Origin of the sequence: Achromobacter sp. ESBL13 (assembly GCF_036668755.1) — a bacterium.
Taxonomy (GTDB): Bacteria; Pseudomonadota; Gammaproteobacteria; order Burkholderiales; family Burkholderiaceae_B; genus Achromobacter.
On the sequence record NZ_JAZEVT010000001.1, the window covers coordinates 278964 to 300657 of the forward strand.

A 21694-nucleotide genomic window follows, 5' to 3' on the forward strand; every position below is an offset into this window, starting at 1 on the left:
ATGCCTGTTGATCAAGCCCTCCGGCCCCCGGATTCGGCCCGGCGTTCACCGCAGCGCTCACCCCAGACCCTGGCCCAGAAGTTGATCGCTTCCGCCTGCGGACGTGCCTCGGTCCAGCAGGGCGAAATCGTGACCTGCGCCGTGGACCTCGCAATGTTCCATGACTCCAGCGGGCCGCGCCGCTTGCAGCCCATGCTGCAAGAGCTGGGCGCGTCGCTATGGGACCCGAAGAAGATCGTGCTGGTCATCGACCACTACGTGCCCGAATCCGATGATGAATCGCGCCGCATCGTGCGCATTGCGCGCGACTGGGCGGCGGGGCAGCAACTGCCCAATGTGTATGACTCGGTTGGCATCTGCCATGTGGTCGTGCCGCAGCATGGCCACATCCGCCCCGGCATGTTCTGCGTGGGCGGGGATTCGCATTCGCCCACGGGCGGCGCGTTCGGCGCGTATATGTTCGGCATCGGCAGCACCGAAATGCTGGGCGTGGCCGTCACCGGCAAGATCTGGGTCAAGGTGCCGCAGACCTTGATGATGCGCTGGAACGGGCGCTTGGCCGCCGGCGTAACCGCCAAGGACATGATGCTGCACATGATCGGCCGCTACGGCATGAACGGCGGGCGCTACCAAGCCGTGGAGTTCTGCGGCGAGGCCGTGCGCGCGCTGCCCATGCAGGAACGCATGACCCTGTCCAACATGAGCGCCGAGCTGGGCTCGCAGGTGGGCCTGATCGCGCCGGACGAGACCACAGCCGCCTACTTGCGCGAGGCGGGCGTGACCGACAGCCTGGACCTGGCGCGCTGGCAAAGCGACGCGGACGCCGACGCCGAATGGCACGACTTTGACGCGGCCTTGCTGGCGCCGCAGGTGGCCGCGCCGCACAGCCCGGCGAACGCACGCGACGTGGACCAGTACCGCGATGTGCCGGTGCAAGTGGCCTATATCGGCGCGTGCACGGGCGCCAAGCTTGAGGATCTGCGCGCCGCGGCCAGCGTATTGCGCGGGCGCCGCCTGGCGCCGGGCATGAGCCTGATGGTGGCGCCGGCCAGCCGTCTGGACCAGCAACAGGCCGAACAGGAAGGCGTGATGCAAGTGCTGCAAGACGCCGGCGCGCAGGTGCTGGCCACGTCATGCGGGGCCTGTGCGGGCTATGGCGGGTCCATTCCCGACGGCGCCAGCGTCATCTCCACCACCGCGCGTAATTTCAAGGGCCGCATGGGCTCCGAGACGGCGCGGGTTTACCTGGCGTCGCCCTACACCGTGGCGGCCTCGGCCGTTGCCGGCCGCATTGCAGACCCGCGCGAGGTGATGGCATGACCGACCGCACCGCAACAAATCCCACCGCCATCGAAGCCGGCGCGGCGCAGACCACGTCGACGCCCGCCGCATCGACCCATCGCATCTGGCGCGTGGGGGCCGACATCGACACCGACGCGCTGGCCCCAGGCGCCTACATGAAGTTCGGCATCGACGAAATCGCGCGTCACTGCCTGCAACGCGTCCGCCCGGAATTCGCGGCGCAGGTGCAGCCGGGCGACGTGTTGGTGGCCGGGCACAACTTCGGCATCGGCTCGTCGCGCGAGCAAGCCGCGTCGGCCCTGGTGCGCCTGGGCGTGGCCGCCGTCATCGCCCCGTCTTTCAACGGCCTGTATTTTCGCAACGCCTTCAATGTCGGCCTGTTGCTGCTGACCTGCGCGCAGGCGGATGCGCTGGCCGAGGGCGAACGCATCACGTTCGACCCCATCGCCGGGCGCATCGGCCGCGCCCCAAACGTCGACCCTGCTGCATTGCCCTGCGACCCCGTACCTGACTTCCTGATGGACATGGTGCGGGCCGGCGGACTGCTGAATCTGCTGAAACAGCGCCAAACCTCCTAGGAAGAACACGATGCTAGATCCCGTCACCCTGGCGGTCCTGAAAGGCCGTCTGGAACAGATTGCCGATGAGATGGACGCGACGCTGTACCGCAGCGCGTTCAACCCCATCATTGCCGAGGCCCACGACGCCTGCCACGGCATGTACGACGCGGCCACGGGCGCCACGCTGATCCAGGGCAAGTCCGGCCTGCCGGTCTTTGTGGGCGCGATGGCGTTTGCCGTGAAGGCGGCGGCCAAGGCGGCGGCCGAACGTGGAGGCATGGTGGATGGCGACGTCTGGCTGTTCAACGACCCGTACGAAGGCGGCACGCACGCTAACGACTTCAAGCTGGTGCGCCCGGTGTTCCGCGACCGGAAGCTGTTCTGCTTTCTGGCGTCGGCCGCGCATTGGCACGACGTGGGCGGCGCGGTGCCGGGCAACTACAACCCGGCCGCCACCGAATGCTGGCAAGAGGCGGTGCAAATCCCGCCGGTGCGCATCGTGCGCGCGGGCGTGCTGGACCCGGACGTGCTGGCCATCCTGAAAGCCAACACCCGCTTGCCGGACAGCTTGTGGGGCGACTTGAACGGGCAACTGGCCGCGCTGGAACTGGGCGCGGGCCGGTTGGATGGGTTGCTGGACGAATACGGCGACGCCACCGTGCTGGAATCGCTGGACACCTTGCGCCAGCGCGCGCGTCGATTGATGCGCGATCACATCGCGCGCCTGCCCGACGGCGAGTACGCGTTCGAAGACATGCTGGACAACGACGGCGTGCGGGACGTGGCGTTGCGCATCGCGCTGAAGCTGTCCATCAAGGGCGACCGGCTGACGCTGGACTTCAACGGCACGTCGCCCGCCTGCGCGGGGCCCGTCAATATCTCGCGCGCCACCGCCATCGCGGCGTGCTACGTGGCGCTGAAGCATCTGTTTCCCGACGTGCCGGCCAACGCGGGCGTGCTGGACGCGGTGGACGTGGTGTTGCCGGATGGCCTGGTTATCTCGGCCGACCGGCCGCGCCCGGTGGGCGGCTATACCGAAACCATTCTGCGCATGATCGACGTGATTTTCTGCGCAATGGCGCAAGCCGCGCCCGAGCGCGCCATGGCCCAGGCCTACGGCACGATCAACGCGCTGTCCATCGCGGGCTATCGCAGCGATGCGGCGCGTAAAGGCCAGCGCTGGGTGATGTTCAGCTTTTTTGGTGGCGGCCACGGCGGCCATTCCGATGGCGACGGCCTGAGCCACGGCAACGCGCCGATTTCCACCGCCACCATTCCGCCGCTGGAGATCCTGGAAGCCGCCTATCCCGTACGCTTCACGCAGTGGGCATTGCGCCCGGATTCGGCGGGCGACGGCAAGCATCGCGGCGGCCTGGGCGCCGTCTATGAAATTGAATTGCTGGAAGACAGCGCCGAAGCGTTCATCTTCGGGGAACGCGGGCGCAGCGCGCCCAAGGGAATCGCGGGCGGCGGCGTAGCTGCATTGAACGTCTTCCGGTACCAGCAGGACGGACAATGGCGCACACCGCCGATGAGCTCGAAGATGCTGGGCATTCAACTACAACGCGGCGACCGCGTGCGTCTGGAAACGCCGGGCGGTGGCGGCTATGGCGACCCTGCCGGCCGCACGACGGCCGCGCGTGAACACGACCGCAAGATGGGCTATGTGGGCGATATCGCCGGCATCAAGAAGGAGCAGTTGGCATGAGCACGGCAGATCGGGGTTTCGTCCCAGGCAACAACGCGTCGCGGGGGCTAGTGGTTGGCGTGGACGTGGGCGGCACGTTTACGGACCTGTTCGTGCTGGACGAGGCGGGCGGCACGGCGCGCGTGGTCAAGGTGCCGTCCACGCGCGGTGAGGAAGCGCGTGGCTTCATGAACGGTATTGCGCGGGTGGCCGACGGCGCGGGCGCCATCAACACCATCGTCCATGGCACCACGGTGGGCACCAACGCGCTGCTGGAACGCAAGGTGGCGCGCACCGGCATCATCACCACGGCGGGATTCCGCGACGTGCTGGAGATGCGCCGCCGAGACCGACCGCAGACCTGGGGCCTGCGTGGCAATTACGAGCCCGTCGTCTCGCGCGATCTGCGCCTGGAAGTCAGCGAACGCGTGCTGGCCGACGGCACGGTGCACACGCCGGTGGATCTGGCTCAGGTGGAAGCGGCGGCGCGCGCGCTGCTGGAGCAGGGCTGCGAGGCGGTGTGCGTGTTCTTCGTGAACGCGTATGCAAACCCGGTCAACGAAGCGCAGGCGGTGGCCCGGGTGCGCGCGGTCTGGCCTAACGGCAATGTGACGGCCGCCACGGAAGTGCTGCCCGAAATCCGCGAATTCGAACGCTGCTCGACGGCGGTGCTGAACGCGGCCTTGCAGCCGGTGGTGGGCAGTTATCTGACGCGCCTGGAATCCGATTTGCGTGAACACGGCTTTGACGGCGAGCTGCTGGTCGTGCAGAGCAATGGCGGCGTGATGTCGCGGCAGACGGCGTGCGACGTGCCGGTGCGCACCGCGCTGTCGGGCCCCGCGGCCGGCGTGATTGCGTGTGCGGCGATTGCGCGCGCGTCCGGCTTTCCCAACGTCGTCACCGGCGACATGGGCGGCACGTCGTTCGATGTGTCGCTGGTGGCGGGCGGCGAGGCCTCGCTGTCGGCGCAAACCGTGATCGACTTCGGCATGGTGGTGCGCGCGCCGATGATCCAGATCGAAACCATCGGCGCGGGCGGCGGCTCGATTGCCAGCGTGGACGCGGGCGGCCTGTTGCAGGTGGGGCCGGAATCCGCCGGCAGCATTCCCGGCCCGGCCTGCTATGGGCGCGGCAATACCCGGCCCACCGTCACCGACGCCAATGTGCTGCTGGGCCGCATTTCGGCCGACCGCCCTCTGGGCGGCGGCCTGCTGGCCACCATGAACGTAGAGCTGGCGCGCGCGGCCATCGAAGAACATGTGGCCAAGCCGCTGGGCCTGGACGCGCACGCGGCAGCCGAAGCGATCCTGACGGTGGCCAACGCCAAGATGGCCGGCGCGATACGCGTGGTGTCCATCGAACGCGGGCACGATCCGCGCAAGTTCGCGTACATGCCCTTCGGCGGCGGCGGCGCCCTGCATGTGTGCGCCATGATGAATGAAGTGGACGCCGCACACGGCATCGTGCCGCGCTACCCGGGCGTGACGTCCGCGCTGGGTTGCGTCATGGCCGACATGCGGCACGACGGCGTGCAGACCTTGAACACCGCGTTGGACGCACTGGATACCGATGACCTGTTGGCGCGTATCGATGCCCTGGCTGCGGCCTGCCAGGAACGTCTGGATTCGGCGGGCGTGGCCTTCGAGGGTGTGCGCGAAAGCATCGAACTGGACATGCTTTATGTGGGCCAGAGCCACACCGTCTGCGTCGAAGTCACGCGTGACGCCTTGACGCGCCAGGGCATTGCCGACGCGTTCGAACGCGCCTACCGCGCGGCGTTCGGCCGCAGCTTGAGCGGCATCGCGGTGCGCATCCTGAACCTGCGCTATGCGCGAATTGGCCAGCGTCCAAAATTCGATTTGTCGCTGCTGGCGCCCACCTGCCGCGACATGCCCGCCGCGCTGGGCACGCAGCGCGTGTTTCACGCGGGCCAGTGGCGCGACGCCGTGCGCTATGCGCGGCTGGACCTGCCGGTAGGCGCCGAGGTGGCCGGCCCGGCGATTCTTGAGCAGCCCGACACCACCATCTGGATCGAACCCGGCTTTACCGGCCGCGTAGACACGCTTGGCAATTTGCTGATTACCCGGCAGGACGCCTAGGAGACCACCATGCATGTCCCGGACCCTCGTACCACGGCCTTGTTGATCATCGATCTGCAAAACGATTTCCTGGCGCCGGGCGGCGCCTATGACCGGGGCGGCGCCGTCAGCCGGGAGGCGCGCGCCTTGCCCGCCCGCGTGGCGCCGGTTGCCCGCGCGCTGAAGGCGCAAGGCGGTTTTGTGGCGGCCAGCCAGTTCACGCTGTGGCCTGACGCGCATGGCGAACCGATGATCTCGCCGCACCTGAAGCAGCTGCGTCCTTTTCTGGCCAAAGGCGATTTCGTGGCCGGCTCAAACGGCCAGGCGAATGTGGCCGAGCTGGACGGGCTGGTCGACGTGTCGGTGTGGAAGGTGGCGTATTCGGCATTCTTCAACACGCAGCTGGACTGGGTGTTGCGCCGCGCGGGCATCTCCAGCGTGGTGATCGCAGGCATCGTCACCAACGGTGGCGTGGCCAGCACCGCGCGCGATGCGCACATGCGCGACTATCACGTGACCGTGCTGGCCGACGGCTGCGCCGCGCCTACGCCCGCCATGCACGATGCCGCGCTGGCGGACCTGCGCACGGTGGCGGACGTGATCACGTGCCAAGATTTCTTGGGCAGGCTGGCGTCGTGAGCGCGGCCGTCGTCAAGCGGGGAACGCCCGGGGACATCGGGGCAGGCAACGCCGGCGGCCCGGTGGACGCCGACATGATGCAGGTGCCGGTGCTGATCATCGGCGCGGGCGCTTGCGGGCTGACCGCCGCGCTGCGGCTGGCGCGGGCGGGCATTGAAACCGTGTTGATCGAGCGCGACGCCGCGCCCAGCGGTTCGTCGGCGCTGTCCTCGGGGTTTATTCCGGCGGCGGGGTCGGCGGTGCAGCGCGCCGCCGGCATCGAGGACAACGCGGCGCTTTTCGCCGCCGACATCCAGGCCAAGGCCCACGGCACGGCCGCGCCGCATCTGGTTGCCGCCTACACGGGCGCGGCGGCCCCGGCCATGGACATGTTGGCGCGCCATGGCCTGGCGTTCGACGTGCTGGACGGTTTTCTGTATCCGGGACACAGCGCGCGCCGCATGCACGCCTTGCCGGAACGCACGGGCGTGGCCTTGGTGACCGCGCTGGAACGCGCCGCCACGCAAGCGGGCGCGCATCTGTTGACGCGCGCGCTGGCCCGCGACATCTGGGTGGAAGCGGGCGAGGGGACTAGCGGTGTCGTGGACCCCAGCTGCCGCATCACCGCCGTGGGGTGCGAGCGGCCCGACGGGTCCGTGGACGTGATCGGCTGCCAGGTGCTGATCCTGGCCTGCAACGGATTTGGCGGCAACGCGGCCATGGTGGCCGAACATTTGCCCGCCATGCGCGAGGCGGTCTATGGCGGCCATGTCGGCAACGACGGCAGCGCCATCGAATGGGGCAAGGCCCTGGGCGCGCACCTGGCCGACCTGGGCGCTTACCAGGGGCACGGGTCCTGGGCGACGCCACAAGGCGCGCTGATCTCCTGGGCCGTCATGATGGACGGCGGCGTGCAGATCAACCGCGACGGGCGGCGCTTTCATGACGAGACGCAGGGCTATTCCGAAGCCGCCGTGCACGTGTTGGCGCAGCCGGGCGGCGTCGCCTGGAACGTGTTCGACGACCGCACCCTGGCATTGGCGCGCGGCTTCCCGGATTTCGTCGCCGCCGAAGCGGGCCATGCGGTGAAAACCTGTGCCGATGTACCTGCCTTGGCCGCGCTGATCGGCTGCGATGCCGGCGTGTTGCAACAAACCTTGCAAGCCGTCGGCCCGGCTGGGGCCGACCCCCATGGCCGCCGCTTTGAACGCACCCTGCAAGCGCCGTACCACGCCGTCAAGGTCACGGGCGCGCTGTTTCATACGCAAGGTGGGCTGGATATCGATGCGCAATGCCGCGTGCTGACCCGCGATGGTCGGGCGTTGCCAAACCTGCTGGCTGCCGGTGGCGCCGCGCGCGGCGTGTCGGGCAATGACGTGTCGGGCTATCTGTCCGGCAATGGATTGCTTAGTGCCGTGGCGGGCGGCTATATCGCCGCCGCGACCGCCGCATTGCTGCTGGGCCGCGAACTTGTACAGGAACCTTCATGAAGCAGACATTGAAAATGCAGTTGGCGGCGGGCGCTGTGCTGGCGCCCGGCATCTACGACCCCTTGTCGGCGTTGATTGCCGAGCAGGCGGGCTTTGACGCGCTGTACCTGTCGGGCGCGTCGATTGCCTACACGCGGCTGGGGCGCTCGGACATCGGCCTGACCACGTATTCGGAAGTGGAGGATACGCTGGCCCGGATCACCGAACGCGTCGCGACGCCGGTGATCGTGGATGCCGACACGGGCTTTGGCAACGCCTTGAACACGCAGCGCACCGTGCGCGGCTTTGAACGGGCCGGCGCGGCCATGATTCAGCTGGAAGACCAGACGTTTCCCAAACGCTGCGGGCATCTGGACGGCAAAACGGTGATACCGGCCGCCGAGATGTGCGGCAAGCTGCGCGCGGCAGTGGACGCGCGGGTGTCAACGTCCACGCTGATACTGGCGCGCACCGACGCCGTGGCGGTTGAAGGGCTGGAGGCCGCGCTGGACCGCGCCGAGTCATATCTGGAAGCGGGAGCGGACGCGCTGTTCATTGAAGCCCTGCGTACGCCCGAGCACATGCAGGCGGCCTGCGCCCGCTTTGCCGCGCGCGTGCCGCTGCTGGCCAATATGGTGGAGGGCGGCAAGACGCCGGTGCAAAGCGCGGACGCGCTGACCGCGCTGGGCTTTCGCATCGTGATTTTTCCGGGTGGCACGGCGCGCGCCGTGGCGCACACCTTGCAGGGCTATTACGGCAGCCTGCGCCAGCACGGCACAACCGCGCCGTGGCAGGGACGGATGCTGGATTTCGATGGCCTGAACGCGGTGATCGGCACGCCTGAACTGCTGGAGCAGGGGCGGCGCTACGAGTGAGCCACGGCCCGCGATACGACGCCGGCGATTCAAGGCCGGCGACACCGGGCGGGCGACGATTGCCGGATGACGCGCTGGCGGCAGATTTGAATCGTTAAGGTCCGACTCCGGCTGCCACGCCTAACGCCTAACGCGCCGTGCGTTGATGCGGCACCAACGGCGGGGCGGGTTGGTCCGCGATCAGGTTCCAGAACCCCGGCAAGAAACACTCGGCCACCAGCAAGGGCTGACCCTGGCGCCAGAAGACGGACCTTCTGGCCCACACGCGGTTGGCGTCCTGCGCATGGCCGTCCGTGGGCAGCACGTCGCGCGCGGTGGCGTAGAACGGCACGGGCGAGGCCAAACGGCGGCAGGCAAAGGGGGACCGGATGACGGTGCTGTCGTGATACAGCATGTCGGCCAGCGGCCGGGTCAGCAGGCGGCGCATGCCTTGCCATGCGCCATGCGAGGCGCGCAGCGGCGTCAGGCTGCGGGCGGGCACGCTGTCCACGGCGTTCACCGACATCAGCACTTCACGGATCCACACGGGCGAACCGGGGGCGATGCCCATGGCCAGGGCTTCGTCAGCCGGTGCGCCGTCGGCGTATTCGGCCAGCACGCGCAGGCGCACTTGGCCTACCTGGCGCAAGCCGGCGGTGAGCGCGCCGGGGCGAAACAGCCAGTGGCGCATGGCGGGGGGCAGGACGGGCGGCGCGGCGGCCAGCCAGCCGGGAGCAAGCGGGGGGAGATGGGCGGCGGGTTTGATCATGGCTGCGTATTATGCCAAGACCCATGCCAAGACCCATGCCAAACCCGCTGGCACCCCGCCTGCGTCGCAATGCCCCGGGCGGGGTGCCTGCGGCAGGTCGAATGGAATAGCGGCGGTGCGGCGCGCGGCGCGCGGCTTGCAACGCATACAATACCGCCCATGGAAAAAGTACGAATCTCCAAGCTCATGTCCGAGCGCGGACTCTGCTCGCGCCGCGAGGCCGACAGCTATATCGAACGCGGCTGGGTCCGCGTGGACGGCGAAGTGGTGTCCGAACTGGGCGCCAAGGCGTTTCCGGATCAGGTCATCACGCTGGAGCGCGCCGCGCAGGCGCGTCAGACCTCGCGCGTGACCATCCTGATCAACAAGCCGGTGGGCTATGTCTCGGGCCAGGCCGAAAAAGGCTATACGCCCGCCGTGGCGCTGATCGACTCGCGCTCGCGCTTTGCCGGCGACCGCCATCCGCAGCGCTTTGAACGCGCGCACCTGGACGGCCTGGCGGTGGCTGGGCGGCTGGACATCGATTCGCAAGGCTTGCTGGTGCTGACCCAAGACGGGCGCATCGCCAAGCACCTGATCGGCGAAGACTCCAGCGTGGACAAGGAATATCTGGTGCGGGTGCAGGGTGACTTGCCCGACCGTGGCTTGGAATTGCTGAATCATGGCCTGTCGCTGGACGGCAAGGCGCTGAAGCCCGCGCACGTGCGCTGGCAAAACCACGACCAGCTGCGTTTCGTGCTGCGCGAAGGCAAGAAACGCCAGATCCGCCGCATGTGCGAACTGGTCGGGTTGAAAGTCGTGGGCTTGAAGCGCGTGCGCATCGGCCGTGTGTCGCTGGGCGACCTGCCGCTGGGTCAGTGGCGGTATCTGCGCGACGACGAAGGCTTTTAGGGGGGCTCTAGCCCTCTTATCATTCAGCAACTAGTCAGCCCGGCCCGCCCGGGCTGTTCTTTCTGGCCGACAAGTGAATTCGGGCGTCAGCAGATTTTTCAGTCTGTTTCGAACACACCGTTATTTCATGAACGCGGGCGTATCCTTCGCTTGCCCGTTGCTGCCCAGGCGCTCCATCAGGAATTCGATGAAGATCCGGGTCTTGGCCGGCAGCAGCCGCGTCTCGGTCACCGCATAGACAGGGAAGGGGCCCAGTTGCCAGTCCGGCAACACGCGCCGCAACTGCCCTGATTGCTGTTCGGCCGTCTGGCCGCCCACCAGCACCGCGATGCCCGCGCCCAGCATGGCCAGCCGCCGCGCCATGGCGACGCCGTTGACCGAAAACCGGTTGCCCGGCGTGAACTCAATGTGCTGGTCGCCGTTGCTAAGCGGCCATCGCGTCACGCGGCCCGCGCCTTCCGCGCGGAACTCAATGCACTCATGGCGAGTCAAGTCACTGGGATGTTTGGGTTCTCCGTGCTTTTCCAGGTAGTCGTGCGAGGCATACAGGTGGGCGGGCAGCATGCCCAGCAACCGGGCAATTTGCGTCGAGTCGGGCAGTTCGCCGATTTCGATCGAGATATCGCAGGTCTGAAACACGCGCGACGCGTGGTCCGGGTTTGCCAGGTCCAGGAAAAACGTGACGTCGGGATAGCGGCGGGAGAACTCCATGAACGATTCAGCCAGGAAGTCGGTGCCGAAATCCGCGGGCATGTTGACCCGCAGCGGCCCGGCCGGCGTATCGACCAGCTTTTGCAGTTCTTCATGGGCGATCTGCGCTTCGGCCACGATGCGCTGGCAGCGTTCGAAATACAGCCGCCCGGCGTCGGTCAGCTCGACCTTGCGAGTGGTGCGGCTCAACAAGCGCAGACCCACCGACTTTTCCAATTCGGCCACCTGGCGAGACAAGGTCGATTTAGGCACGCCCAGCGTTGCTGCAGCGCGGCTAAAACTACGTGTCTTGGCCACTTCGACGAAGAGTTCCATGCCTTGTAAGCGTTTCATGTCGAGATTCTTTCACAGACTCGGTGCGGGAAATTGTCCCATAAATGGAATGATGTTTTCTTTATCCGCCCCTTTGTTTCTGGGGCGGGATAACTCAGAATGCGGGTTCTGCAATGCAGCAATGCAATAAAGCCCTCTTGCGTTTTCAATGCCAATCCACCCATTCGAAGCACAAGACCTCCCCCTTATCGTGGGCGGAGGCGGGCTCCTTTTTTGTCGGAAATCGGGAATATCTATGAATAAGAAAAGCGCTATGTGGCGCAGCGCGGCAGTGCTCACGCTGACGGCATCGGCTCTCACCCTGGCCGCTTGCGGCAAGAAACAAGACGCACCGCAGGCGGGCAAACCGCAAGTCACCGTGGTGACACTGACCACGCAACCCGTTTCCCTGACCACTGAATTGCCGGGCCGCACGTCCGCGTTCCGCGTGGCCGAAGTGCGGCCCCAGGTGAATGGCATCGTGCAAAAGCGTTTGTTCACCGAAGGCGGCGAGGTCAAGGCCGGCCAGCAGCTTTATCAGATCGACCCGGCGCTTTACCAAGCCAGCCTCGACAGCCAGAAGGCGGCATTGGCGCGTGCCCAGGCGCAGCAAAAGACGGCCGCCTTGCTGGCCGAACGCTACAAGCCGCTGGTCGCCACGCGCGCCGTCAGCCAACAGACCTACGACAACGCCGTGGCGTCGCGCGACCAGGCCGCCGCCGATGTGTTGTCGGCCAAGGCCGCGCTGGACACCGCGCGCATCAATCTTGTCTACACCAAGGTGCTGTCGCCCATCGACGGCATCATCGGCCGTTCTTCGGTGACCGAAGGCGCGCTGGTGACGGCCAACCAGACCGGCGCCCTGGCCTCGGTGCAGCAGATCGACCCGATCTACGTTGACGTGACCCAATCCAGCGTGCAGTTGCTGCGCTTGCAGGACGCGCTGGCCAGCGGCCAACTGAAAAAGGCAGACGGCGAACAAGCCGCGCTGGTCACGCTGACGCTGGAAGACGGCTCGCAATACAAGCAGACCGGCAAGCTGCAATTCTCGGAAGTCACGGTCGACCAGGGCACCGGTTCCATCACGCTGCGCGCGGTGTTCCCGAACCCCGACCGTCGCCTGTTGCCCGGCATGTTCGTGCGTGCGCGGCTGGCTGACGGGGTGGCCGCCGACGGGCTGCTGGTGCCGCAACGCGGCGTGACGCGCAACCAGCGTGGCCTGCCGACGGCGCTTGTCGTCAACGCCAAGAACCAGGTTGAACTGCGTCAACTGAAGACCGACCGCGCCATTGGCGACAAGTGGCTGGTTACCGACGGCCTGGCCGCCGGCGACAAGGTGATCGTGGAAGGCTTGCAAATGGTGCGTCCGGGCGTCGAAGTCGTCGCCACCGAGGCAGGCGCCAACGCACAGCAGCCGCAGGCGGCCAATGCCGCCCCGGCCAAGCAGTAATCAGGGAGCCTTGCATGGCAAAGTTTTTTATCGATAGGCCGGTATTCGCGTGGGTGATCGCGATTGTGCTGATGATGGCCGGCGCGCTGTCCATCCTGCAATTGCCGGTCTCGCAGTACCCCAACATCGCGCCGCCCGCGATCGGCATCGCGGTGACCTACCCGGGCGCGTCCGCGCAAACCGTGCAGGACACCGTCGTGCAGGTCATCGAGCAGCAGATGAATGGCCTGGACGGCTTGCAGTACATCTCGTCGGAAAGCAATTCCGACGGCAGCATGTCCATCACGCTGACGTTCAAGCAGGGCACCAACCCGGACACGGCGCAGGTGCAGGTGCAGAACAAGCTGGCGCTGGCGCAGCCGCTGTTGCCGCAGGAAGTGCAGCAGCAGGGCATCCGCGTCACCAAGGCTACGAAGAACTTCCTGATCGTGGCGGGCTTCGTGTCCACCGACGGCACGATGACCAAGGACGACCTGGCCGACTACGTGGCCTCGTACGTGCAGGATCCCATCAGCCGCACGCAGGGCGTGGGTGACTTCCAGCTGTTCGGCTCGCAGTACGCGATGCGAATCTGGCTGGACCCGGCCAAGCTCGTGAACTACGGGCTGACCACGGTGGACGTGGTGACGGCGATCAAGGAACAGAACGTGCAGGTGTCGTCCGGCCAGTTGGGCGGCCTGCCGTCCGTGCGCGGGCAGCAACTGAACGCCACCATCATCGGGCCGTCGCGCCTGGAGAAGCCGGAAGACTTCGGCCGCATCCTGCTCAAGGTCAATGCCGATGGTTCGCAAGTGCGCCTGGGCGATGTCTCGCGCATCGAGCTGGGCGGCCAGACCTACGCTATCGACAGCTTCTACAACGGCAAGCCCGCCTCGGGCCTGGCGATCAAGCTGGCGCCGGGCGCCAACGCGCTGGACACGGCGCAGGCGGTGCGCGACACCATCAACAACCTGAAGCCGTACTTCCCGCCGGGCATGGACGTCGTCTATCCGTACGACACGACGCCGTTCGTCAGCCTGTCGATCCACGAAGTGTTCAAGACGCTGGTCGAAGCCATCATCCTGGTATTCCTGGTGATGTACCTGTTCTTGCAGAACTTCCGCGCCACCATCATCCCCACGCTGGCGGTGCCGGTGGTGTTGCTGGGCACGTTCGGCGTGCTGGCCGCGTTCGGTTATTCCATCAACACGTTGACGATGTTCGGCATGGTGCTGGCCATTGGCCTCTTGGTGGACGACGCGATCGTGGTGGTGGAAAACGTCGAGCGCGTGATGGCCGAAGAGGGGCTGACGCCCAAGCAGGCCACGCGCAAATCCATGGGCCAGATCACCGGCGCGCTGATCGGTATTGCCATGGTGCTGGCCGCCGTGTTCATTCCGATGGCGTTCTTCGGCGGTTCCACCGGGGTGATCTACCGCCAGTTCTCGATCACGATCGTGTCGTCGATGGTGCTGTCGGTGCTGGTTGCCATCGTGTTTACGCCGGCCTTGTGCGCCACCTTGCTCAAGCCCATTCCGAAGGGCCATCACGGTTCCAAGAAGGGCTTCTTCGGTTGGTTCAACCGCTCGTTTGAACGCAGCAGCAACGGCTATGCCAATACCGTTGCGCGCGGGCTGAACCGCACCAAGCGGCTGATGGTCGTGTACCTGGCGTTGGTCATTGCCATGGGCTGGCTGTTCACGCGCATTCCCACGGCCTTCCTGCCGGCCGAGGACCAGGGCATTTTGTTTGCCCAGATCCAGACGCCGGCCGGCGCCACCGCCGAAGCCACCAAGGCCGTCATCGACGACGCCACCAAGTACCTGCTGACCGAAGAAAAGGATGCCGTGACATCGGTGTTCGCGGTTAACGGCTTCAACTTCGGCGGCCGTGGCCAAAACGCGTCCATCCTGTTCATCAAGCTGCGCGACTGGGAAGAACGCGGCGACGCCAGCCTGAAGGCCGGTGCCGTGGCGGCACGCGCCAACGCGCACTTCGGCAAGACCGAGCGCCGCGCGCAGCTGTTCGTGGTGCCGCCGCCTTCCGTGATGGAATTGGGTAACGTCACCGGCTTTGACTTCCAGCTGATGGACCGCGCCGGCGTGGGCCACGAAAAGCTGCTTGCCGCGCGCAACCAGCTGCTGGGGGAAGCCGCAAAGAGCCCGGTGCTGGTGGGCGTGCGTCCCAACGGCATCGAAGACGCGCCGCAGTACCAACTGGATATCGACCGCGAAAAAGCACGCGCGCTGGGCGTGGCCGTGTCGGACATCAACAGCACGCTGGCCACTGCGTGGGGCTCGTCGTACGTCAACGACTTCATCGACCGTGGCCGCGTGAAGAAGGTGTTCGCGCAGGGCGAGGCATCCTCGCGCATGCTGCCGGAAGACCTGAACAAATGGTACGTGCGCAACAACGCGGGCGACATGGTGCCGTTCTCGGCGTTCTCGAAAGCCACGTGGAGCTTCGGCCCGCAAAAGCTGAACCGCTATAACGGCGTGCCGTCCTACAACATCCAGGGTCAGGCAGCGCCGGGCTATAGCTCGGGCGCGGCCATGGAAGAAATGGAAAAGCTGGCGGCCAAGCTCCCGGTGGGCGTGGGCTTTGAATGGACGGGGCTGTCATTTGAAGAACGCCTGTCGGGGTCGCAAGCGCCGGCGCTGTACGCCATTTCGTTGATCGTGGTGTTCCTGTGCCTGGCCGCGCTGTATGAAAGCTGGTCCATCCCGACGGCGGTGATGCTGGTGGTGCCGCTGGGCATTATCGGCGTGCTGCTGGCGACACTGGCGCGCGGGCTGTCCAACGACGTGTACTTCCAGGTGGGGTTGTTGACCACCGTGGGGTTGGCGGCCAAGAACGCGATTCTGATCGTGGAATTCGCCAAGGAACACTTCGAGTCCGGGGCAAGCCTGACGGAGTCGGCCATCCATGCCGCCCGCCAACGCCTGCGCCCCATCTTGATGACATCGCTGGCGTTCATCCTGGGCGTGACGCCGCTGGCGATTTCGTCGGGCGCGGGTTCGGGCAGCCAGAACGCCATCGGCACCGGCGTGATCGGCGGCATGCTGACCGGCACGTTCCTGGCCATCTTCTTTGTTCCGGCCTTCTTCGTCATCATGCTGCGCGTGTTCAAGGTCAAGCGCATGAGCGAAAACCAAGACAAGCACGACACCAGCGCCAACGGCTCGCAGGAAGTGTCCGCCGAAGGACAACCGTAATGAAACTTCAGATGAGAACCTTGTTGTCTGTTTCCCTGGCGGCGGCCCTGGCGGGCTGCTCGCTGGCCCCGACCTACGAACGGCCCGACGCGCCCGTCAGCGCCAACTATCCCACGGGCCCGGCTTACAAGGCTGATGGCTCGCCGCTGGCGCAGGGCATGTCCACCGCCGACGTCGGCTGGCGCGATTTCTTCAGCGACCCGCTGTTGCAGCAGCTGATTGAACTGTCGCTGGCCAACAACCGGGACCTGCGCGTGGCTGCCTTGAACGTGGAGGCGGCGCGTGCGCAGTACCGTATCCAGCGTGCTGATCTGTTCCCCAGCGTGGGTGTGGCGGGGCAGGAATCCGCACAGCGCACGCCGGCGGATTTGTCGCCCAGCGGCCGTGCCACCACCAGCCGCAGTTACCAGGTGGGCGCGGCGATGTCCGCGTGGGAGCTGGACCTGTTCGGCCGCATCCGCAGCCTGAGCGACCAGGCGCTGGAGTCCTATCTGGCGCTGGACGAAACGCGCACGGCCACGCAGCTGGCGTTGATTGCCGAAGTGGCCAACGCTTATCTGACCTTGCGCGCCGACCAGGAATTGCTGGGTCTGACGCGGGACACGCTAAAGAGCCAGGAAGACTCGTTCAAGCTGACGCAGCAAAGCTACGACCAGGGCCTGTCCACCGCGCTGGACCTGAGCCAGGCGGAAGTGTCGCTGCGCACGGCTCAGCGCAACCTGTCGCAATACACGCGTCAGGCGGCGCAGGACCGCAACGCGTTGACGCTGCTGGTGGGCCAGCCGATGTCGCCGGAAATCGTGGCGGCCCTGGACCAGGCGGTCAAGCTGGACGACGGCATGCTGCCGACCACCTTGCCGGCCGGCTTGCCTTCCGACTTGCTGGCGCGTCGCCCGGACATCCGCGCGGCCGAACATCAGCTCAAGGGCGCCAACGCCAACATTGGTGCGGCGCGCGCGGCGTTTTTCCCCACCATCAGCCTGACCGGCCAGGCGGGCACCGCCAGCGCCAGCCTGGGCGGCTTGTTCGAAGGCGGTTCGGGTGCGTGGAGCTTCGTGCCGCAGATCACCGTGCCGATCTTCGCGGGCGGTTCGCTGCAAGCGAATCTGGACCTGGCCAAGGTGCAGAAGAACATCCAGGTGGCGCAATACGAAAAGTCCATCCAGACGGGCTTTCGTGAAGTGGCCGACGCCCTGGCCGGGCGCGGCACGCTGGATGACCAGATCCAGGCCCAGCGCTTGCTGGTGGACGCCAACCAACGCGCCTATGACGTATCCGACCAGCGTTTCCGCCAGGGCATCGACGACTACCTGAGCGTGCTGGATTCGCAGCGTTCGCTGTACACGTCGCAACAGGCATTGGTGGATACGCGGCTGGCCCGGCTGTCCAACCTGGTTACCTTGTACAAGGTGCTGGGGGGCGGCTGGACCGAGCGCACGGTCACGGCGCAGACCCCGCCGGCGGCAGGTTCGTAGCGCCTTCGCCCAAAACAAAACGGGCCGATCGAAAGATCGGCCCGTTTTCTATTTGATGCTTGCCCGGCAGGGTGTCACGTGCGCTTGCGGGCGACAAGGCCAACCACGAACAGCACGATGATGGCGCCCACGACCGAGGCGATCCAGCCAGCCGGTTCGCCCTCTGCGTACCAGCCCATCGTCTGACCCAGGAAGCCGGCAACAACCGCGCCGATGATACCCAGGATGGTGGTCATGATGATCCCCATGTTCTGGTCTCCGGGCATGATGGCGCGGGCGATCAAGCCCACGATGAACCCGACGATGATCATGATGATAATGCTCATGCGCGTACTCCTTGCTTTAATAAAAAGGGGGCGATGTGCACTGATGATACCCACGCTTTTTGGGGGGCGGCTGTAACAACTGGTATGTGGCGCGGCCATGCAACAAGTCGGGCCATCGGGTCTGGATGGTGTCCGGCTCAGGAGGTAATGTCGATCAGTTGGGCGACATCCTTGGTCAGCGCCTGAACGCTGTCGGTGTCCGAGGCCAGCAGCCGCGCATGCCCGTCCTTGTCGAAAATGTACACGCCGCGGCTGTGCGTGACCTCGTACATGTCGGCGTCGTCGCCGGGGCGCGGCTTTTCAATCTGGTAGGCCACGCGGTAGCGCCGAGCCAGGTCGGCAATCTGCTTTTCGTCGCCCGTCACGCCGATGGCGTTGTTGTTGAAGGCGTTGACGTAGGCTTGCAGGATGTCGGGCGTGTCGCGATGCGGGTCGACGCTGACGAACACGATGCGCACGTTCTTGGCCTTGTCGCCCAGGTTTTGCAGCACGGCCGTCAACTGCGCCATGGTGGTGGGGCAGATGTCCGGGCAGCTGGCGTAGCCGAAGAACAGCATGACCGTCTTGCCCTTCAGGTCGTCGCTGCTGATGGTCTTGCCCCCCGCGCCGGGCAGCGAGAATTTCAGGTCGGGCAAATGCCCTTTGACGTTGTACAGCGTCCAGTCCACGTTCCGATCGCCGCAGGCGGCAAGAAACACGCAAAGGGCCAGCAGCAGACCACGCCAGGCGCGGCCGGTAATGAGGTGTCGCATGAGTCTCAGGAAAGGCCGAAAGGGTTGAAGGAACAATCCGTCCCGGAACAAGCCGGTCAAACCCGTTGATTCTACCTGCATGGATAGGGCTGGCCGGCGGCCGGCGAGGCGCATGGGGCGTTGGGCGCGCCCGGTTCTTGTCCTGGCGCAAACATCCGCTTCGGCCTCGGGCCGCGGGCCGATTTGTGAAGCTTTGTGGGGAGTGTGTTTGAGATGTCGCAAAGTCGTTCCATCGGCGATGCGCGCGGTCTATATTCAGAGCCTCGTCAGTAATACAGCTACAGGAAGGTCCTGAACGTGGATATGGCATCCGGCACGGCAATTCGTTATCCGTTGTTCCCGTATTACCCCGCAGTGGTCGAAATCCTGCATGACCGCAACGCCGGCCGCGTGCTGGATGCGCCCTGCGGAACAGGGTGGCTGGGCGATATGCTGTCCGCCCAGCGCGGCCGGCAAATTGACGTGGACGGCGTGGGCCTGTGGGAATTCCCGCCCGCCGACGCCGGCTATCGCTCGGTGACCGAGCACGATCTGGACACGCCCTTGAAGGTGGACACCACCTACGATGCGGTGGTGTGCTGCGAGGCGATCCACCTGATGACAAACCCCGGTGTGCTGGCGCAGAGCCTGTACCAGGCGCTGCGGCCGGGGGGCACCTTGATCGTCACGACGCCCAACACCTGGTACCTGCGGTCCCGGTGGCAATTCCTGATGCGCGGGTTTCATTCCGGCTTTCGCCCCATGGTGGGCCGGCAGCGTGGCGTGGACTACATCGCGTATTTCCCGTTCAGCTTTCCGCAACTGCACCTGCTGCTGACGCATTACGGCTACACGGACATTACGCTGCATGAAGTCAACGAGCCCAAGCCCAAGCGCATGATCGAGCGTCTGCTGGCCGTGCCGTCGCGCCTGTATTACCGAGGCCGGGTGAAGGGGGCCGAGAACGAAGACGTGCGTCGCTTCTGGAAGCAGGCCGGGTCGGATCAGTCGGTGTATGGCCGCTGGCTGGTGGTGTCGGCGCGTCGTCCGGAGGAACCGGCGCCGGCGCCTGCGCAGGCCCGGGCGTAGAGCCTGGCGTAGAAAAAACCGCTGGCGCAGGCCCGGACGAAGTCGCGGGCGTAAAAAAGCCCGCAGCCATGCTAGCGCTGCGGGCTTTTTCTGCGCGGGGCAGGGAGATCAGCTGCCGCTCATTCCGCTGTGGCGCAGCAGCGCGTCAATGCGGGGCGCGCGGCCCCGGAACGCGGCGAACGAATCGGCCGCCGGGCGCGAGCCGCCCACGGCCAGCACTTCGCGCCGGAAGCGCGCGCCGGTTTCCGGGTCCAGCGTGCCCAGGGGGTTGTCCGGCTGCTTGGCCGCTGCTTCCTCAAAGGCCTCGTACGCGTCGGCCGACAGCACTTCCGCCCACTTGTAGCTGTAGTAGCCGGCGCCGTAGCCGCCGGCGAACAGGTGCGAAAACGCGTGCGGCAGACGATGCCAGGACGGCGGGAACAGCACGGCCACTTCCTGGCGCACTTCTTGCAACAGCGCCAGCACTTCCGAAATGGTGGCGCCCTTGGCGCGGTCGTGCATCAGCATGTCGAACAGGGCAAATTCGATCTGGCGCACCGCCTGCATGCCGCTTTGGAAATTGCGCGCGGCAACCAGGCGGTCGTACAGCGCGCGCGGCAGCGGTTCACCGGTGTCCACGTGCGCCGACAGCTTTTGCACCACGGCCCATTCCCAGCAGAAGTTTTCCATGAACTGCGACGGCAGTTCGATGGCATCCCATTCAACGCTGGCAAAGGCCGCCGCGCCGGGCTCGTCCACCTCGGACAGCAGCGCGTGCAGCGCATGGCCGGTTTCGTGGAACAGCGTGATGACGTCGTCGTGCGTAAGCACGGCGGCGCGGTCCCCGTTAGGGCGCGAGAAGTTGCAGGTCAGGGTGACCACGGGCGTCTGCACGTGGCCCGCGACGACGCGGCGGGCGCGTTCGCTATCGACCCAGGCGCCGCTTTGCTTGCCCGAGCGGGCGTACAGGTCCAGGTACAGATAGCCGATCAAGCCGCCATCCGCCCGCTCGACGCGCACGCCGCGCGCGTCGCTGTGCCAGGTGGAGACGGGCGTTTCGGTCAGACGCACGTCGAACAGTTTTTCGATGACGTCGAACAGGCCGGCCAGCACACGCGGTTCGGTGAAGTACTGCTTCACTTCGTCTTCGGAATAGGCATAGCGCGATTCGCGCAGGCGTTCCGATGCAAAGGCCACGTCCCAGGGTTGCAGCTCGTCCAGGCCCAGTTCGCCGGTGGCGTAGGCCTTGAGTTCAGCCAGGTCGCGTTGCGCAAACGGTTTGGCGCGGGCGGCCAGGTCACGCAAAAAGACGGTGACTTCGCCGGCGTCGCGCGCCATGCGGGTTTGCAAGCGCAGCGAGGCGTAGGTGCCCAGGCCCAGCAGGCCGGATTCTTCGGCGCGCAGCGACAGCAGTTCTTCGATCAAGGGGGAATTGTCGAACTTGGCATCGCCTTGTTCGGACGCCACGGTGCCGTAGCCCCGATACAGCGCTTCGCGCAGCGCGCGGTCTTGCGCGTACTGCATCACGGGCAGGTAGCAGGGCATTTTCAGCGTCAGCTTCCAGCCCGTCTTGCCGTCTTCTTCGGCGGCGGCGCGGGCGGCGGACAGCACATCGGCGGGGATGCCGGCCAGGCGCGATTCATCGTCCACCAGCAGCGACCAGGCGTCGATGGCGTCCAGCACGTTTTCGGAAAACTTCTGCGACGCCTGGGCTTCACGGTCGGAGATCTGCGCGTAGCGTTCGCGGTCGGCGCCTTGCAGTTCCACGCCGCTCAGGCGGAAGTCGCGCAGCGCCATGTCGACGATGCGGCGGCGCACGGGCGACCATGATGCGAAGTCGGGGGCGGCGGCCAGGCGCTGGTATTGCTGGTACAGGCCTTCGTGCAGCCCGACCCAGGTTGAAAATTCGGTGATCAACGGCAGCGCGGCGTTATAGGCTTCGCGCAGTTCGGGCGTGTTGACGACAGCGTTCAGGTGCCCGGCTACCGACCACGCGCGCCACAGGCGTTCAGAGGCTGTGTCCAGCGGTTCAACCACGGCTTCCCAGGTGGGCGCCAGCGTGGTGTCGGCGGCGTGGTCCACGGCCTTGCGGGCGATGCCCAGCAGTTCTTCCACGGCCGGCACGATGTGCTCGGGCTTGACGGCCGCGTAGTCGACCAGATCGGAAACGGGGGCAAGCAAGGGGTTCTGGGTCATGGT

At 66.1% G+C, this 21694-nt stretch carries 17 protein-coding genes; 12 read left to right on the plus strand and 5 right to left on the minus strand.

Annotation, left to right across the window (positions count from 1 at the left end; genetic code table 11):
• Genes V6F88_RS01315 through V6F88_RS01345 form a run of 7 tightly spaced genes read left to right on the plus strand, consistent with a single transcriptional unit; the run spans position 1 to position 8589 of the window.
• Positions 1-1320, plus strand: coding sequence for a 3-isopropylmalate dehydratase large subunit (locus V6F88_RS01315; protein WP_332607566.1), 1320 nt, complete (start codon positions 1-3; stop codon positions 1318-1320).
• A complete protein-coding gene (locus V6F88_RS01320; RefSeq protein WP_332607567.1) occupies positions 1317-1880 on the plus strand; it encodes a LeuD/DmdB family oxidoreductase small subunit in 564 nt (187 codons plus the stop codon). The genes V6F88_RS01315 and V6F88_RS01320 overlap by 4 nt, the downstream gene beginning before the upstream one ends.
• A 10-nt stretch (positions 1881-1890) precedes the next feature.
• The gene (locus tag V6F88_RS01325; protein WP_332607569.1) at positions 1891-3570 is read left to right on the plus strand and encodes a hydantoinase B/oxoprolinase family protein; all 1680 of its coding nucleotides are present in this window, start codon (positions 1891-1893) and stop codon (positions 3568-3570) included.
• Positions 3567-5648 carry a hydantoinase/oxoprolinase family protein gene (locus V6F88_RS01330; protein WP_332607570.1) on the plus strand — a complete coding sequence of 694 codons (2082 nt, stop codon included), beginning with the start codon at positions 3567-3569 and terminating at the stop codon, positions 5646-5648. The genes V6F88_RS01325 and V6F88_RS01330 overlap by 4 nt, the downstream gene beginning before the upstream one ends.
• Before the next feature lie 9 nt (positions 5649-5657).
• Complete coding sequence (locus tag V6F88_RS01335; protein WP_332607571.1) at positions 5658-6266, plus strand: cysteine hydrolase family protein; 609 nt, start codon at positions 5658-5660, stop codon at positions 6264-6266.
• Positions 6263-7735 carry an FAD-dependent oxidoreductase gene (locus V6F88_RS01340; RefSeq protein ID WP_442880118.1) on the plus strand — a complete coding sequence of 491 codons (1473 nt, stop codon included), beginning with the start codon at positions 6263-6265 and terminating at the stop codon, positions 7733-7735. Before V6F88_RS01335 ends, V6F88_RS01340 begins: the two co-directional genes overlap by 4 nt.
• A complete protein-coding gene (locus V6F88_RS01345) occupies positions 7732-8589 on the plus strand; it encodes an isocitrate lyase/PEP mutase family protein (RefSeq protein ID WP_332607572.1) in 858 nt (285 codons plus the stop codon). The genes V6F88_RS01340 and V6F88_RS01345 overlap by 4 nt, the downstream gene beginning before the upstream one ends.
• 127 nt (positions 8590-8716) lie before the next feature.
• Here V6F88_RS01345 and V6F88_RS01350 read toward each other — a convergent pair whose 3' ends face one another.
• On the minus strand, positions 8717-9337 hold the full coding sequence (locus V6F88_RS01350; RefSeq protein WP_332607573.1) for a chorismate--pyruvate lyase family protein: 621 nt from the start codon (positions 9335-9337) through the stop codon (positions 8717-8719).
• A 159-nt stretch (positions 9338-9496) separates the two neighbouring features.
• Between V6F88_RS01350 and V6F88_RS01355 the strand changes: the two genes are divergently transcribed.
• On the plus strand, positions 9497-10228 hold the full coding sequence (locus V6F88_RS01355; protein WP_046806415.1) for a pseudouridine synthase: 732 nt from the start codon (positions 9497-9499) through the stop codon (positions 10226-10228).
• Positions 10229-10348: 120 nt separating this feature from the next.
• Here the strand turns inward: V6F88_RS01355 and V6F88_RS01360 are convergent, their stop codons facing one another.
• Positions 10349-11254 (minus strand): LysR family transcriptional regulator, encoded by a 906-nt coding sequence (locus tag V6F88_RS01360; RefSeq protein ID WP_332608914.1) that lies wholly within the window; start codon positions 11252-11254, stop codon positions 10349-10351.
• Positions 11255-11525: 271 nt separating this feature from the next.
• Here V6F88_RS01360 and V6F88_RS01365 point away from each other — a divergent pair, with 271 nt between their 5' ends.
• Genes V6F88_RS01365 through adeC form a run of 3 tightly spaced genes read left to right on the plus strand, consistent with a single transcriptional unit; the run spans position 11526 to position 17370 of the window.
• Entirely contained in the window at positions 11526-12701 is a 1176-nt protein-coding gene (locus V6F88_RS01365) for an efflux RND transporter periplasmic adaptor subunit (RefSeq protein WP_332608915.1), read from the plus strand.
• 14 nt (positions 12702-12715) lie between these two features.
• On the plus strand, positions 12716-15895 hold the full coding sequence (locus V6F88_RS01370) for an efflux RND transporter permease subunit (protein ID WP_332607575.1): 3180 nt from the start codon (positions 12716-12718) through the stop codon (positions 15893-15895).
• Complete coding sequence (gene adeC / locus V6F88_RS01375) at positions 15895-17370, plus strand: AdeC/AdeK/OprM family multidrug efflux complex outer membrane factor (protein WP_332607577.1); 1476 nt, start codon at positions 15895-15897, stop codon at positions 17368-17370. The genes V6F88_RS01370 and adeC overlap by 1 nt, the downstream gene beginning before the upstream one ends.
• Before the next feature lie 74 nt (positions 17371-17444).
• Here the strand turns inward: adeC and V6F88_RS01380 are convergent, their stop codons facing one another.
• A complete protein-coding gene (locus tag V6F88_RS01380) occupies positions 17445-17696 on the minus strand; it encodes a GlsB/YeaQ/YmgE family stress response membrane protein (protein ID WP_332607579.1) in 252 nt (83 codons plus the stop codon).
• A 137-nt stretch (positions 17697-17833) separates the two neighbouring features.
• Entirely contained in the window at positions 17834-18448 is a 615-nt protein-coding gene (locus V6F88_RS01385; protein WP_332607581.1) for an SCO family protein, read from the minus strand.
• A gap of 303 nt (positions 18449-18751) precedes the next feature.
• On the opposite strand from V6F88_RS01385, the gene V6F88_RS01390 reads away from it, so the two are divergent.
• Positions 18752-19516: a class I SAM-dependent methyltransferase gene (locus V6F88_RS01390; RefSeq protein ID WP_332608916.1), complete on the plus strand. Its 765-nt coding sequence runs from the start codon at positions 18752-18754 to the stop codon at positions 19514-19516.
• A 108-nt stretch (positions 19517-19624) separates the two neighbouring features.
• Here V6F88_RS01390 and V6F88_RS01395 read toward each other — a convergent pair whose 3' ends face one another.
• Positions 19625-21691 (minus strand): M3 family metallopeptidase, encoded by a 2067-nt coding sequence (locus V6F88_RS01395; RefSeq protein ID WP_332607582.1) that lies wholly within the window; start codon positions 21689-21691, stop codon positions 19625-19627.
• Positions 21692-21694: the final 3 nt, after the last annotated feature.

What these genes read in the sequence shown, in the direction of transcription:
- V6F88_RS01370 (WP_332607575.1), top strand. Translation starts at nt 12,716, where the DNA reads ATGGCAAAGTTTTTTATCGATAGGCCGGTATTCGCGTGGGTGATCGCG.
- V6F88_RS01350 (WP_332607573.1), bottom strand. Translation starts at nt 9,337, where the DNA reads ATGATCAAACCCGCCGCCCATCTCCCCCCGCTTGCTCCCGGCTGGCTG.
- V6F88_RS01355 (WP_046806415.1), top strand. Translation starts at nt 9,497, where the DNA reads ATGGAAAAAGTACGAATCTCCAAGCTCATGTCCGAGCGCGGACTCTGC.
- V6F88_RS01385 (WP_332607581.1), bottom strand. Translation starts at nt 18,448, where the DNA reads ATGCGACACCTCATTACCGGCCGCGCCTGGCGTGGTCTGCTGCTGGCC.
- V6F88_RS01390 (WP_332608916.1), top strand. Translation starts at nt 18,752, where the DNA reads ATGGCATCCGGCACGGCAATTCGTTATCCGTTGTTCCCGTATTACCCC.
- V6F88_RS01325 (WP_332607569.1), top strand. Translation starts at nt 1,891, where the DNA reads ATGCTAGATCCCGTCACCCTGGCGGTCCTGAAAGGCCGTCTGGAACAG.
- V6F88_RS01315 (WP_332607566.1), top strand. Translation starts at nt 1, where the DNA reads ATGCCTGTTGATCAAGCCCTCCGGCCCCCGGATTCGGCCCGGCGTTCA.
- V6F88_RS01365 (WP_332608915.1), top strand. Translation starts at nt 11,526, where the DNA reads ATGTGGCGCAGCGCGGCAGTGCTCACGCTGACGGCATCGGCTCTCACC.
- V6F88_RS01335 (WP_332607571.1), top strand. Translation starts at nt 5,658, where the DNA reads ATGCATGTCCCGGACCCTCGTACCACGGCCTTGTTGATCATCGATCTG.
- V6F88_RS01320 (WP_332607567.1), top strand. Translation starts at nt 1,317, where the DNA reads ATGACCGACCGCACCGCAACAAATCCCACCGCCATCGAAGCCGGCGCG.
- V6F88_RS01360 (WP_332608914.1), bottom strand. Translation starts at nt 11,254, where the DNA reads ATGGAACTCTTCGTCGAAGTGGCCAAGACACGTAGTTTTAGCCGCGCT.
- V6F88_RS01395 (WP_332607582.1), bottom strand. Translation starts at nt 21,691, where the DNA reads ATGACCCAGAACCCCTTGCTTGCCCCCGTTTCCGATCTGGTCGACTAC.
- adeC (WP_332607577.1), top strand. Translation starts at nt 15,895, where the DNA reads ATGAAACTTCAGATGAGAACCTTGTTGTCTGTTTCCCTGGCGGCGGCC.
- V6F88_RS01345 (WP_332607572.1), top strand. Translation starts at nt 7,732, where the DNA reads ATGAAGCAGACATTGAAAATGCAGTTGGCGGCGGGCGCTGTGCTGGCG.
- V6F88_RS01330 (WP_332607570.1), top strand. Translation starts at nt 3,567, where the DNA reads ATGAGCACGGCAGATCGGGGTTTCGTCCCAGGCAACAACGCGTCGCGG.
- V6F88_RS01380 (WP_332607579.1), bottom strand. Translation starts at nt 17,696, where the DNA reads ATGAGCATTATCATCATGATCATCGTCGGGTTCATCGTGGGCTTGATC.